At 58.0% G+C, this 13,178-nt stretch carries 12 protein-coding genes; 8 read left to right on the top strand and 4 right to left on the bottom strand.

Translation table 11 applies throughout. The features are described 5' to 3' along the window. Positions 1-93: 93 nt before the first annotated feature. Positions 94-1,692, bottom strand: a complete 1,599-nt coding sequence (locus FAES_RS12705; RefSeq protein WP_041257832.1) for a Na+/H+ antiporter — start codon at positions 1,690-1,692, stop codon at positions 94-96. A 182-nt stretch (positions 1,693-1,874) separates the two neighbouring features. Between FAES_RS12705 and FAES_RS12700 the strand changes: the two genes are divergently transcribed. The 7 genes from FAES_RS12700 to FAES_RS12670 all read left to right on the top strand — a co-directional run bounded on the left by FAES_RS12700 (position 1,875) and on the right by FAES_RS12670 (position 8,317). After that, positions 1,875-2,552 (top strand): ABC transporter ATP-binding protein, encoded by a 678-nt coding sequence (locus tag FAES_RS12700; RefSeq protein WP_015331619.1) that lies wholly within the window; start codon positions 1,875-1,877, stop codon positions 2,550-2,552. Between the two features lie 158 nt (positions 2,553-2,710). Next, complete coding sequence (locus FAES_RS12695) at positions 2,711-5,245, top strand: ABC transporter permease (protein WP_051054405.1); 2,535 nt, start codon at positions 2,711-2,713, stop codon at positions 5,243-5,245. Positions 5,246-5,458: 213 nt separating this feature from the next. After that, entirely contained in the window at positions 5,459-6,130 is a 672-nt protein-coding gene (locus FAES_RS12690) for a hypothetical protein (protein WP_015331617.1), read from the top strand. A gap of 33 nt (positions 6,131-6,163) precedes the next feature. Next, on the top strand, positions 6,164-6,745 hold the full coding sequence (locus FAES_RS12685; RefSeq protein ID WP_015331616.1) for a hypothetical protein: 582 nt from the start codon (positions 6,164-6,166) through the stop codon (positions 6,743-6,745). Then, a complete protein-coding gene (locus FAES_RS12680) occupies positions 6,738-6,995 on the top strand; it encodes a hypothetical protein (protein WP_015331615.1) in 258 nt (85 codons plus the stop codon). The genes FAES_RS12685 and FAES_RS12680 overlap by 8 nt, the downstream gene beginning before the upstream one ends. Before the next feature lie 114 nt (positions 6,996-7,109). Next, entirely contained in the window at positions 7,110-7,901 is a 792-nt protein-coding gene (locus FAES_RS12675) for a queuosine precursor transporter (protein ID WP_015331614.1), read from the top strand. Positions 7,902-7,924: 23 nt separating this feature from the next. Further along, positions 7,925-8,317 carry an endonuclease domain-containing protein gene (locus FAES_RS12670; protein ID WP_015331613.1) on the top strand — a complete coding sequence of 131 codons (393 nt, stop codon included), beginning with the start codon at positions 7,925-7,927 and terminating at the stop codon, positions 8,315-8,317. A gap of 44 nt (positions 8,318-8,361) precedes the next feature. Here the strand turns inward: FAES_RS12670 and FAES_RS12665 are convergent, their stop codons facing one another. After that, positions 8,362-9,156 carry a TrmH family RNA methyltransferase gene (locus FAES_RS12665; protein ID WP_015331612.1) on the bottom strand — a complete coding sequence of 265 codons (795 nt, stop codon included), beginning with the start codon at positions 9,154-9,156 and terminating at the stop codon, positions 8,362-8,364. A 13-nt stretch (positions 9,157-9,169) separates the two neighbouring features. Here FAES_RS12665 and tamL point away from each other — a divergent pair, with 13 nt between their 5' ends. Next, complete coding sequence (tamL, locus tag FAES_RS12660; protein WP_015331611.1) at positions 9,170-11,779, top strand: translocation and assembly module lipoprotein TamL; 2,610 nt, start codon at positions 9,170-9,172, stop codon at positions 11,777-11,779. 67 nt (positions 11,780-11,846) lie between these two features. Here tamL and FAES_RS12655 read toward each other — a convergent pair whose 3' ends face one another. Both FAES_RS12655 and purE read right to left on the bottom strand, forming a co-directional pair. Then, on the bottom strand, positions 11,847-12,539 hold the full coding sequence (locus tag FAES_RS12655; RefSeq protein ID WP_015331610.1) for a LysM peptidoglycan-binding domain-containing protein: 693 nt from the start codon (positions 12,537-12,539) through the stop codon (positions 11,847-11,849). Positions 12,540-12,622: 83 nt separating this feature from the next. After that, positions 12,623-13,114, bottom strand: coding sequence for a 5-(carboxyamino)imidazole ribonucleotide mutase (gene purE, locus FAES_RS12650; RefSeq protein WP_041257828.1), 492 nt, complete (start codon positions 13,112-13,114; stop codon positions 12,623-12,625). Positions 13,115-13,178 lie beyond the last annotated feature (64 nt).

Raw genomic sequence — 13,178 nt, 5'->3', positions numbered from 1 at the left:
GCAAACGACCGTTTCGCTTTAGTTAACCCACGAATACGCGTTTCCGTTTGCGTGCGACCGTCCGAGCTTGATCGACTCAGGCAAACGGAAACGCTAGCGAATCGGATGATCGCGTTTTTCTTCCTCCAGATCAAGCTGGGCTTCCGCTTTCATCAGCACTTCCTTATCCATTTTTTGCTCCTTCCCCAACCGCGTCAGTTCCGCCCGTTTGGCCTGATGCAGCCGCTCCGTGGCCTCTTTGTAAGTAGTGAGCAACTGCCGGTCTTCGGGCGAGTTGGTCAGCTTCGCCGCAAACAAAAAGGTCTCCAGGCGGCGTTTCAGATCGGCCATCAGCGGGTTATCTGCTACCTTATCCTGGTAGTGCTGGTTCAGCTCCCGAAGGGCAGCTTCCTGCAATTGCTGTTTGATCAGTTTTTCCTGTACGTCTTCGGGCAGGCGGTCGATGAGTTCCTGGGGACGTACCCAGCGGGCGAGCATCGGCAGCGTCAGGCCCTGCAACACCAGCGTGACCAGGATCACGACAAACGTGATGAGCAACAGCAGGGGCCGTTGCGGAAAATCGACTCCGTTGGGCAGCGTCAACGGCACCGACAGGGCCGCCGCCAGCGACACCACGCCCCGCATGCCTGCCCAGCCCAGCACAATTGGTCCCCGCCAGCCCACGTTACGTACCGCCACGGTGATAAACCGTCCGGCGATGTCGGTAAAAACGGACGCGAAGAGCGAAAACACCAGCCGCACGACAATAACCAGAGCGGCCATCAGCAGGCCGTATCCGAGCGACGTAGACAACGGGTAGCTGTATTGCTTCAGTTCGTCGAGAATGACGGGGAGCTCCAGGCCAATGAGCGTAAAGACAATGCCATTGATCACGAAAATAATGGTGGCCCACATGGATGAGTTTTGCAGCCGCATCGAGTGGTTGAACAACTGATGGCTCTGTGTAGACAGAAAAAGCCCCCCGCTCACCACGGCAATGACGCCCGACCCGTGCAACTCTTCGGCAAGCAGGTACATGATATAGGGCGCAATAAACGTAAACAAGATGCTAATGCGCAGTTGCAGGTTAAGCCAGCGGTACAAACAGTAGAATACACCAGCCACACCCAGCCCGACTGCCACGCCGATTAGCGTAACCGAGACAAACGAAAGCGCAATCGCCTGCCAGTCGAAGGTGCCGGTCTCGACGCCACTCAGCGCAAACCGGAACACGATCAGGCTGGCCGCGTCGTTGATGAGGCTTTCCCCTTCGAGGATACTAACGCTGCTTTTGGGTACGTCGACGTCGCGGAGCACGGAGGTAGCCGCCACCGCATCGGGCGGCGAAATAATGCCCCCCAGCAGAAAACCCAGCGCCAGCGTAAAGCCGGGAATAACCCAGACGGCCGTATAGGCCACAGCCGTTGCCGTCAGTATCACCAGCCCAAACGCCAGCACCAGCACGATACGGCGCCAGCGCCAGAGTTCGCGCCACGAAGCAAACCAGGCGGCTTCGTAAAGCAGTGGCGGTAGAAAGACCAGAAAGATCAGGTCTGGTTCGAGCACAATGCGCGGAACGCCGGGCAGCAGACTGATAAGTAGCCCACCCACGACCAGAAAAATGGGGGTGGGCACCCGCAGCCGGTGTGCCAACGTCGCTAGCAACGACATGGTGAGCAGCAGGCCCAGGGCCAAGAGTACGGTTTCATGCATAAGCAGTACGTATTGTGGATTGGGCGCGTAAACACGGGTTTGCCGCTTCTGCGAAGCAGTTTGTACCGCATTCTGACCGATCAGCCCAATTCTGTGGGTTGGCCGCGACGAAAATAAAGTCAATACAGTTATACCCAAACAACACCGGGCAGTAGGCGCTGTGTTTCCAGACAACCTGACTTATGAGTTTACGCGTTGATAACCTGACCAAGACCTATCAGAGTGCCGGTCAGACGCTTACCGTTCTACACGACGTTAGTTTCAGTTTACAGCCGGGCGATACGTTTGCCATCGTTGGTCCCAGCGGTAGCGGCAAAACCACTCTATTGGGCCTCTGCGCGGGCCTCGACCGGGCCACATCGGGCAGCGTCTGGCTCAATGGCGTGCAACTCGATACCCTCAACGAGGATCAGCGGGCGGCGGTGCGTAACCAGCATGTCGGCTTTATTTTTCAGAATTTCCAGCTACTGCCTACCCTAACGGCGCTCGAAAACGTGATGGTACCGCTTGAGCTACGCGGGCAGCGCGGGGCCGAGCGCATCGCCCGCGATTTGCTCGACCGCGTGGGGCTGGGCAACCGGAGCCACCACTACCCGCTGCAACTGAGCGGCGGGGAGCAGCAGCGGGTGTCGCTCGCCCGGGCGTTCTCCAACCGGCCTGCCATTCTATTTGCCGATGAACCCACCGGCAACCTCGACGAAGACACGAGCGCCACCGTCGAGAACTTACTCTTCGAGCTGAACCGCGAAGCCGGCACGACCCTCGTCGTGGTCACGCACGACCTGGAGCTGGCCGCCAAAACCGGCCGCATGATCCGCATCCGGGGCGGGCACGTTGTGGAAGATACGGTATTCAATTAGTGGTCATTAGTGGTCATTCGTTGTCATTAATGGTCATTTGCCTACGGCGTCATTCATTGTCATTGGTTGTGATTCATTGTAAAACAACCAATGCCTATCAATGACTACGAATGACCACCAATGACGCGAAGCTTAATGCCCCCAACCCTTTTCATCTTATGTCATTCATCTTAAACATGGCCTGGCGCGATAGTCGGCGCAGTCGGCAACGGCTGTTGCTATTTATCTCAGCCATTGTGCTGGGCATCGCGGCGCTGGTGGCCATCAACTCGTTTGGCGATAACCTCGCCCGCAGCATCGACGAGCAAGCGCAGGAACTGCTCGGAGCCGACCTCACGGTTACGGCCAATCAGCGGCCTACCCAAAAAACGCTGAATCTGCTACAGGGCATTGGCAATGAGCGCAGCAGCGAAACGGCGTTTGCCTCGATGGTGCTGTTTCCGCGCTCGGGCGGAGTGCGGCTGGCGCAGGTGAAAGCCCTCGAAGGCCGCTTTCCCTACTACGGCACCTGGGAGGTCGAACCGGCCGCGGCCGTGGCGCAGTTTCGGCAGACAAACACACCACGCGTGGCGCTGGTCGACGATGCCCTGCTGGTGCAGTTTGGGGCCAACGTGGGCGACTCGGTCCGGGTGGGTGAGGTGTCGTTTCTGGTAGCGGGTCGGGTGCTGAAAACGCCCGGTGCGACCGCCGCTACCGCCGCCGTTGCCCCTACCGTGTTCGTGCCGGCAACGTACCTGAACCAAACCAACCTGTTGCAGAAAGGCAGCCGCGTCAACTACAAGTTTTACTACAAATTCGCCAAAGGCACCGACGTACCAGCCCTCATCAAACGGCTCGAACCCACCCTCGACAAAGCCGGCCTGACCACCGATACCGTCGCCGAACGCAAACGGCAGACGGGCCGGGCCTTCACCGACCTCAACCGCTTCCTGAATCTGGTAGCCTTCATTGCGTTGCTGCTCGGCTGCGTGGGCGTGGCCAGTGCGGTGCAGCTCTACGTGCGGGAGAAGATCACGTCGGTCGCCATTTTGCGTACGCTCGGTGCGAGTGGCTGGCAGTCGTTTCTGATTTTCCTAACCCAGACGGCCCTGATGGGCTTGTTTGGGGCCGTGTTGGGGGCGGCCGTCGGCTCGGTGGTGCAGTGGCTACTACCCGTCGTGTTCGGCTCGTTTCTGCCCGTTGCGGTCACCACTACCCTGTCGTGGTCGTCCATCCTACAGGGCGTAGCCACGGGGTTGCTGATCGCGCTGCTGTTTGCCGCCCTGCCCCTGCTGCTGATCCGCAACGTGTCGCCGTTGCGCACGCTGCGTTCATCGTACGACGCCGACATCAGTGGGCGCGACCCGTTGCAGGCCGTCGTGGTGGTGCTGATCGGTGTGTTCGTGACGGGTTTTGCCTGGTGGCAAACGCACGACTGGAAACTGGCGCTTGGCTTCGCAGGCGGCATTGCCCTTAGCTTTGGTATTCTGGCGGGTATGGGGCAATTACTGATGGCCGCGGTGCGGCGCTTCTTCCCGACGGGCTGGAGTTTCGTGTGGCGGCAGAGCCTGGCCAACCTGTACCGGCCCCAGAACCAGACGCTGATCCTGCTCATTTCCATTGGGCTGGGCGCGTTTCTGATCACAACACTTTACCTCACCCAAACGCTGTTGCTGGGCCGGGTGCAGTTTTCGGCTAGCGGCGGGGAGGGCGGCGCACCCCGGCCCAATATGGTGCTGTTCGATATTCAGCGCGAACAAACAGCGGGCGTCCGCCAGTTGGTGCAACAGTCGGGGTTGCCGGTGGTGCAGCAGGTGCCCATCGTGACCATGCGGCTGGAAAGCATCAACGGGCGCGGGCTGGCTCAGATTCGGAAAGATACGGCCCTGCACATTCCCGAATGGGCGCTGAACCGCGAATACCGCGTTACGTACCGCGACTCGCTCATCGAGTCGGAAAAGTTGAGTTCGGGCAAGCCACAGGCGCTGGCCAACGGTATGCCCGCCGTGACCTTTGAAGACGATTTCATGAAACGGCTGCACCTGAAACTGGGCGATAAACTGGTATTCAACGTGCAGGGCGCGCCGGTCGAAACTGTCGTGGGTGGCACCCGCACCGTCGACTGGAACCGGGTCCAGACCAATTTTCTGGTTGTGTTCCCGAATGGGGTGCTGGAGCAGGCTCCTCAGTTTAGCGTACTCATGACGCGCGTGCCCGATACCCAAACGTCGGCGCGGTTTCAGCGGGCACTGGTGAGTCAGTTTCCCAACGTGTCGGCTATCGACCTTGGGCTCATCCTGAAAACGCTGGACGACATTCTGGACAAAATTTCGTTCGTTATTCAGTTCATGGCCCTCTTCAGCATCGTCACGGGGCTGGTGGTGCTGGGCAGTTCGGTGGTGATCAGCAAGTACCAGCGGATGCAGGAAAGCGTGTTGCTGCGCACGCTGGGGGCCAACCGGCAGCAGATTCTTTACATCACCCTCATCGAATACGGCCTGCTAGGCGGGCTGGCGTCGCTGTCGGGCATCGCGTTATCGGTGCTGGGTACGTGGGGGCTGGCCAGGTATGTGTTCGAGATGCCCTACGCGCCAAGTGGCTGGCCGATGCTGATCGTCGTGGTGGTGGTCACGACACTAACCATGCTGATTGGCCTGCTCAACAGCCGCGACGTGCTGACCCGCCCCCCGCTGGAAGTACTGCGCGCCGAGTAACGTACCTGATCTGGTCAACGAGTTTTCCGACGAGGCTGTCTGGCGCTAGGCCGGGCAGCCTCTTTTCGTTGATGAGCGCTGTCGGTTTGAGGCGCCGTCTGGCTACGGGCGAATCAGGCCGAGCGACGCCTACCGCTACCTAACTTACCAAAATACCAGTATCGCTTTTTGGTGTAACTATGTCACATATATACGCCAAACAAGAACAACCACATGAAGCCATACGCACTCCCCTTTCTTTTAACGCTTTGTCTGTTGGGACAGGCAGTCGCCCAGAACGATAAAAACGAACTGGCGGAAACCATTGCCGCCAAGCACTCGTGGCTACCCAGTGTACTAGTACAAACCTTCGTCACCACCAATCTCTCCAACGAGTTTTGGGACAAACTGATGAAGGAAACCGACCGGCCAATGGGCGTCAAAACGCTCAATCGGACGGGCATGGCCATCGCAGAATACCTGGATAATACCGCCGGAACGACGCTCAACAAGATGTGTGGATTGGGCGTCAACGGCACCACGCTCAACAGCAACAAACCGCTTTGCGACGATCAGATTCGGGAAAATCGGGGCAAACTAAGCATCACGCTCAACTCGGGAAAAACCAGGCTGACTGAGGACAGCTACAAGTTGCTGTTTGTGATGCTGACTACGGTCAATGAGTTTCTCAACGGGTCCAAATACATGCAGAGCACCGGCAAGGGCTGGAAACCAAAAGCCAAAACCCTGGCCATTACCATCAACTCCGGCACGAAAGAGGCAGATCTGGGCGCCCGGTGGAATTCGGATTTCAGCGCCGTTACCATCACCACCTCGCCTTACGTGGAAGTACCCGGCTGGAGCGATAAAATCACCCGGACCCTGCTGCAGGGCGCAACGCAATAGGTTTACCCAAAAGCGAAGACCCCAAGCTATCCCATGACGAATCTGTATGATTGCGCATTCAGCCTCACGGGCACCCCGCGAACCATTGCTCACCTCCACGCACTGCTCAATGCCCTCAAACCTAAAGAGGACGTTTTTGGGGCTTTGGTTGGCGCTCCCCCAACTGGTAGTAGCCCAATGACTTTCTACGGCTCGTCGAAGGATGTTAGCAAACAGGGCTGCGACTACAGTCTGTACTCGCCTACCGAACTCATCGGCAATTTCCAGACGCTTAAGGGCCTGCCCGGAGGTTTCTTCCTGAAGCTCTCCGCACAGTATGGCGTTCGGGTCGATGTGGCGTATGACTGCGAAAACGATGACGCCTGCGGAAAACTCGTTCTTGACGAAGGGCGCCTCATCAGCGAGGACGACTATACGTACCTGCACGGCAAGTATGTGCTTGACGCCGACCCCGAAAAGGATGACTTCTGGTATGAACTGACGATTCGGACCGAAGATATATTGCTTGGCGAATACGACAGCGCCGCCGCCATCATCAAGCACGAATTAGCCTTTCTGACCGATGAGGAAACAAGCCGTTTCGTCGCGCTGTACAACGACCTGACCAATGGATAAGTACACGCTCACCGCTCTCTTCTATGTCATCGCTACGATCATCACCGTAGTGGGCATGAAATTTGGGCCATCGGCGCAGGATGGCGGCCCCGGCCTTGGTGACCTGATTCTGCTGGCCTTCACGTGTATCGTTCTCATACTGGCCGTACTCAACGTGGTCTGGGGCTTCAGCCGCGATAACACGTACTTCATCCTAGCGGCGGTCCATTTTCTGGTCCTCGCGGCCGTACTCTACACGTTTTTCCTTTGAATTGTCGCCAGAGCAGCGCGCGGAGTAAATAGTTACGGCCCGATTACAGGATAAACAGGATTTATTTAGTTTGTTCGGGGCTTGAATCCCGTTCATCCTGTAATCTGGTCACCAATGCCTTCGTATACCTTTACCAACAAGCGCACAAACCTCTATATCTTTCTGAGTGCGGTCTTTCTGGTCAATGCCATTATTGCCGAAATCATCGGCGTCAAAATCTTTTCGGGCGAAACCACGCTGGGGCTCAAACCCGCCCAGATTCACCTCTTCGGCGACTTCATTCTCGATTTCAACCTCACGGCGGGGGCGGTCATCTGGCCGTTTGTCTTTATCACGTCCGACATCATCAACGAGTATTTTGGCAAAGCGGGCGTGCGCCGGATCTCTTTCCTGACGGCGGGTTTCGTAGCCTATAGCTTCCTGATCATCTACGCCGTTACGACGCTGCCACCCGCCCAGTTCTGGCTCGATGTCAACAGCAAAGACGGCGCGGGTAACCCGATCAACATCAACAATGCCTTCCAGATGATTTTCCGGCAGGGGCTGGGCATCATTATCGGCTCGCTCACGGCCTTCCTGATCGGGCAGATCCTCGACGCCTCGGTGTTCCAGTACCTGCGCCGCATCACGGGCAGCCGCAAAATCTGGTTGCGGGCGACGGGTTCGACGCTCGTTTCCCAGTTGATCGACTCGTTTGTGGTGCTGGGCATTGCCTTCTACGTGTTTGGCAACTGGTCACTGGGGCAGGTGATTGCGGTGGGCATCATAAACTACCTCTATAAAGCCACCACGGCCATTTTGCTGACGCCCCTCCTCTACCTCGCTCACACGCTGATCGACCGGTATTTGGGCAAAGAACACGCCGAAGAACTGGCCAACGAATCGGCGATGTCGAGCTTTATGTAGCAACCCGTCCGCTCCGCTCACCCATGACGGAATTAAACAACGTCGCCTACCTGAAAGAAGCCCGCCAGGCATTGCGCAACGGGGCTACGAAAGCCGAGCAGCGTTTTTGGCAGTATAGCAAAGGCAGTCAGCTCGCGGGCCGGAAATTCCGACGACAACATAGCGTTGGGCACTTCATTCTTGATTTCTACTGCCCATCCGAACGCCTCGCCATCGAACTAGACGGCGGCATCCATTCACACCCTGCCGTTCGGGACTACGACCTTGAGCGGCAGGCTGCCATCGAAACCCTGGGCATTCGTGTATTGCGCTTCTCTAATGAGGCCATCCTGCACAACTGGCTCGCTGTACGGGCTACGATTCTGGCGCATTTTCAACCACCCCCCGGCCCCCTCCTTGGCAAGGAGGGGGAGTAATAGGCATGCAATCATAGCTTGCACTAATCGATTTCTACGGGTGGCTACACCCCCTCCTTAGCAAGAAGAAAGCCGGGGGGTGGTTGAATCCGGCGTAGGTTATCCAGAATCACGGCCGTGGCAATGCCGACGTTGAGCGACTCGGCAGCGCCGTAGCGCGGAATGGTAATGCGCTGGGTTACGAGGGGTTCGAGCGCCGGGCCGATGCCGTTGGCTTCATTGCCCATCACTACATACCCAGCCGGTAGCTGACTAGCCGGGAGCGTGTGCACGTCATCCCCATCCAGAAACGCACCCAGGATGGGCAGCTTGGTGGGCTTCAGCACCGTAACCACGTCGCCGTACCACCATTGGATGCGCGTGAATGAGCCTTTGCTGGCCGAGATTACCTTGGGGTTATAGACATCGGCGGTCGTTTCGGAGCACAAAATCGTGTCGATCCCGTACCAATCGGCGATGCGCAGGATGGTGCCCAGATTGCCGGGGTCGCGCACGTCGTCGAGCACGAGCGTCCAGTTGGCCGAACGGGATAGCGGAGTTGGGCTGGGTACGTTGGGACGCATACGCACAACGGCAATGGCGGCGTTATTGCTTTCGAGCGTTCCCACGCGGGTCAGTTCGTCGGCGGTCACCATTTCGACGCGGCAACGTTGGCGGTCTGCCCCCCCGGCGTTTTCTTTGTAGAAAGCCTCGGTACAAAGCAGCAGGTCGACCCGAAAATCAGAGGCCAGTACTTCCTGCACACTCTTCCCGTTTTCGACTAGAAACAACTGCTCCTGTTGACGGTATTTTTTCTGATGCAGGGAACGAACCAACTGGGCGAGTGATTTGGAGAGCATAATTGACGAACGAATGTACGATGTACGATGTACGACGGACCCGTGGGTTCAGCGGGTTACCCGTCGGTGGGGCAAAGTTCACCATTTACGCCGGCGATTCATCCATTGGGCTTGCTTCATTGTACACTGTACGCTACTGACGAGCTGTCTGTCGTCGCGCCGACTGCCCGACAACCAGTACCTGCTCTATACGCAGACGGTCAAAGGCAACGAGCTTATCGAAGATGACGAACTGCTCGAACTAATTCCACAACGGCCCAACAAGCGCTTTTTGCAAAGTCCGTTTACCATCAGCCTGTGGATCTATCAGGCCTTCTCGGGCAACTACCGCCCCGACTCGGCCCGGCGCGAGCTGGAAGTGCGCACGGCCCGGTTTGAGCAGGAAAGCCAGAACCTGATTAACAACCCCAAGGCACTTCGTAAACTGAACCGTCGCTTCAGCCGACAGGCCCGCCACCTGCAACGTTACATCGAAGGCGGCAACTGGGTCATGCGGAACTTTGGCGAGCCGCCCGTCTATTACGCCGCCGCCGATGCGCAGAGCAACACGCTCAAAATGCAGCGGTATTTGCAGAGTAAAGGTTTTTTTCGGGCCAAAACGGGCTTCAGCGTCGATACGCTCCTTGACCGGCGGGTGCGGGTCAACTACCTGATTACGGAAGACCTCCCGTACACCTACGCCACAGTCCGCTACCAGATACCCGACCGCCGCATCGACTCACTGGTTGGGTATTCGCTGGCCAACTCCTTGCTGAAGGTGGGGGCTCGCTACGACGCCGATAACCTCGAGAACGAGCGAATTCGGATCGAAGAACTCCTGCGCAACAATGGCTACTACGGGTTCAGTCGCCAGTATATCCGCTACGAAGTGGCCCGCGATTCGGCCTTTATCGACTCGGCGTTCGTGGGCTCTCAGCCCGTCGACCTGACGGTGCAACTAGCTAACCCGCCGGGGCAGACGGCCCACCCGATCTATCGCATCGGCGACGTGCAGATGACCGTAGCGCGCGACACGAAGCAGCCCCTTGATACGATAGCCTACAACAGGATTACCTACCTGCTGGAGCGGGGGCTGTATCGCCCCCGGCTGCTCGATACCAAAATTTCGCTGCGGCCCGGCGACCTGTACCGGCAGAACGCCTATAACGCTACACAGCGGCAACTCTTCCTGCTCAACCAGTTCCGGTTTTCCAACGTCAACTTCACCGACACGACCAACCGGCGACTGCGCACGGTGATTACAGCCACACCACTCGACAAATACGACGCCACGGTGGAAGGCGGCGCTACGGGCCTGTACCAGACTCAAAGCCTGTACCCCGGCGGGTTTGGCAACCTGTCGCTACGGGTGCGCAACCTGTTTGGTGGGCTGGAGACGTTTGAAACGTCGGTTCGGTTCGGGATCGAGGCGCAGACGGGTTTCATTCAGATCGATAGTGTATACAGCTCCCGCGAGTTCGGCCTAACAAATTCGCTCACCTTCCCACAAATTCTGTTTCCGGGGCGGCTCCGGTTTCGGTTCAATGAACTCAACCCACGTACCCAGGTATCGCTGGGCTATACCAGTATCAGTCGACCTGAGTACTCCCGCCAGAACCTGCGGCTGGCCATGACGTACCTGTGGCAAAAAAATCAGGCCCAACAGTTCACGCTCAGCCCTGCCGACATCAATTACCTCCGTGCCAGTCGGATCGCTTCGACGTTCGAAGAATTCCTGAAACAACAGGATGCCCAAGGTAACCCCATTCGCACCAGCTTTCAGAGCGCCTTCTTTTCCAGCATCAACGCGGGGTATACCTACAATACCAACGTTGTGGGCCAGAATAGACGGGCCAACTTTTTACGAGTCACGGGCGAGTCAGGTGGAACAACGCTCAACCTGATAAGTAATAGAGCCATCGAAAGGCTTGCCGATCAGACAGGTCTGCGGTATTTCAAATACCTGCGCACCAACATCGACTACCGGCACTACCTCCCGGTTGGCGTCAACTCGGTGCTGGCGTTTCGGGCTAACGGAGGTCTTGTAGTCGGCTACGGCCCCGACCGAACGGCTCCCTATGAAAAACGCTTTTTCGCGGGCGGTGCCAACAGCGTGCGGGCGTGGTTGCCCCGGCGGTTGGGCTGGGGAGCGGCCTACCCGCAATCGGGTACGCAGGATACTCCTCTCTTCCGCGAAGAGGAAGGCGGTGCCTTTGATTACCGGTTTGAGCGACCGGGCGATGTACTGCTCGAAGGGTCGGCCGAGTTACGGGGGCGGCTAATCAAGTTTGGCAGCGCCCTCAACCTCGACGGCGCCGCCTTTGTCGACGTCGGTAATGTCTGGCTATTGCGCCGTCAAAGCAGCAGTACGGCCAGCACCAACCTGGACCGGGGTGTTTTCCAGCCAGGTACGTTCCTGGAACAGCTCGCCGTAGGCACGGGCGTGGGTATCCGGTTCGACTTCAGCTTCGTTATTCTCCGCCTCGATGCGGCCGTCAAAGTGTATGATCCGGCCCGCCGCTACGTAGCTTCCGATGGGAGGCTGGTCGATGAGCGGTTCATCCTGCCCAAGTTTTCATTCGGGAACCTCGCTTCGGGGCCGAATCCGGTGGTGCTCAACTTCGGCATCGGTTACCCGTTCTAATGTACAGTGTATAATGTACGATGGACAATGACGGGGCTGCCGGTTTGACCGAAGGGGGGTGAGTTGCCTACTCTTTTTCGGGTAGGGGGATGATGAGCTTTTCGCCCCGGGCGGCAAAGTCCTTCGTTTTGCGGTTGGCCTTCATGATCGCTTCCTTGCTGACACCGTACTTCTCGGCAACCACGCGCAGTACGTCGCCCGGCCCGACCGTGTGGATGGCCTTTACCCGTACCTTCAGTTTCGTGACGCCCGATTTGATATCGTTTTCCGACACGCCCGGATTCAGGGCTTTCAGCGTGGCCACTTTCATGTTCATTCGGTTGGCTACGCCGTAAAACGTTTCGCCATCACCCACCGTGTAGTTCGACGTGGGTCCTTTGGGCTTGGCCGGGGCCTCGGGTTTCTTTTCGGGCTTAGCTTCGTCGACGGCATCGCCTTCGTCGTTATCAGGTACGTTGCCCGCCGAGCGGTCGGCCACGCTGCTATCTACGGGCGCCGGGGCCTGCGACAGATCCACGGGGGCGGGGGTGTTGCTGGTATCGGGTAGCAGGTCTTCGGGGTTATCGGTTTGGCCCGTTAACGCCAGGTCGGTCGTATCCAGCGGCACGTTGGTCAGTTCTTTGGCATTGCCGGTATCGTCGGCCAGGCTGTCGTAGCCAATGTACAACAACGCACCAATGAGGCCCACCAGCACCAGCAGCGTAATAAGGGGCAGCGACGTATTGGCCGTTGGGCGGGGGTTTTTCGTAGAATCCTCCATTAGGTAGTAACGCTCAAGTGGGGTTCAATAAATACGGGGTTTGCGCATGCTTATGCATGAACCGGGCCATTTTTTGGGGAGGCTTACTGCGAGCGTTTCTTCAGCTCTTGGCTCATCACCACCACCTTCTCTTTCAACCCTTCTTTGTAGGCGTCGAGCCGGGCGGCCAGCGCGGGGTCGGCGGTGGCGGCAATCTGGGCGGCCAGGATACCGGCATTTTTGGCGCCGTTAAGGGCAACCGTCGCCACGGGAACGCCCGCCGGCATTTGCAGAATCGACAGGACCGAATCCCAGCCGTCGATGGAGTTGCTCGATTTGACGGGGACGCCAATGACGGGCAGGCTCGTCAGCGAGGCTACCATACCGGGCAGGTGCGCCGCGCCGCCCGCGCCAGCTACCACGGCACAAAGCCCCCGGCTGCGGGCGGTTTTGGCGTACTCGACCATTTTTTCGGGCGTGCGGTGCGCCGATACAACATCCATTTCCCACTCGACGCCCAGTTCGGTGAGCGCGTCGGCGGCCTCCTGCATAACCGGTTGGTCAGAGAGGCTTCCCATGATAATTCCTACTTTCATTATACGCGAAATAACAGCATAGAACGCTGAAATCAGCATACGAAAAAGCGAAATAGCCCTCCGT

The sequence above is a fragment of the Fibrella aestuarina BUZ 2 genome (assembly GCF_000331105.1).
Taxonomy (GTDB): domain Bacteria; phylum Bacteroidota; class Bacteroidia; order Cytophagales; family Spirosomataceae; genus Fibrella; species Fibrella aestuarina.
This window is presented reverse-complemented; position numbering and strand designations above follow the sequence as displayed.

Coding starts and splice junctions, on each gene's coding strand:
- FAES_RS12705 (WP_041257832.1), bottom strand. CDS start 1,692: ATGCATGAAACCGTACTCTTGGCCCTGGGCCTGCTGCTCACCATGTCG.
- FAES_RS12700 (WP_015331619.1), top strand. CDS start 1,875: ATGAGTTTACGCGTTGATAACCTGACCAAGACCTATCAGAGTGCCGGT.
- FAES_RS12695 (WP_051054405.1), top strand. CDS start 2,711: ATGTCATTCATCTTAAACATGGCCTGGCGCGATAGTCGGCGCAGTCGG.
- FAES_RS12690 (WP_015331617.1), top strand. CDS start 5,459: ATGAAGCCATACGCACTCCCCTTTCTTTTAACGCTTTGTCTGTTGGGA.
- FAES_RS12685 (WP_015331616.1), top strand. CDS start 6,164: ATGACGAATCTGTATGATTGCGCATTCAGCCTCACGGGCACCCCGCGA.
- FAES_RS12680 (WP_015331615.1), top strand. CDS start 6,738: ATGGATAAGTACACGCTCACCGCTCTCTTCTATGTCATCGCTACGATC.
- FAES_RS12675 (WP_015331614.1), top strand. CDS start 7,110: ATGCCTTCGTATACCTTTACCAACAAGCGCACAAACCTCTATATCTTT.
- FAES_RS12670 (WP_015331613.1), top strand. CDS start 7,925: ATGACGGAATTAAACAACGTCGCCTACCTGAAAGAAGCCCGCCAGGCA.
- FAES_RS12665 (WP_015331612.1), bottom strand. CDS start 9,156: ATGCTCTCCAAATCACTCGCCCAGTTGGTTCGTTCCCTGCATCAGAAA.
- tamL (WP_015331611.1), top strand. CDS start 9,170: ATGTACGATGTACGATGTACGACGGACCCGTGGGTTCAGCGGGTTACC.
- FAES_RS12655 (WP_015331610.1), bottom strand. CDS start 12,539: ATGGAGGATTCTACGAAAAACCCCCGCCCAACGGCCAATACGTCGCTG.
- purE (WP_041257828.1), bottom strand. CDS start 13,114: ATGAAAGTAGGAATTATCATGGGAAGCCTCTCTGACCAACCGGTTATG.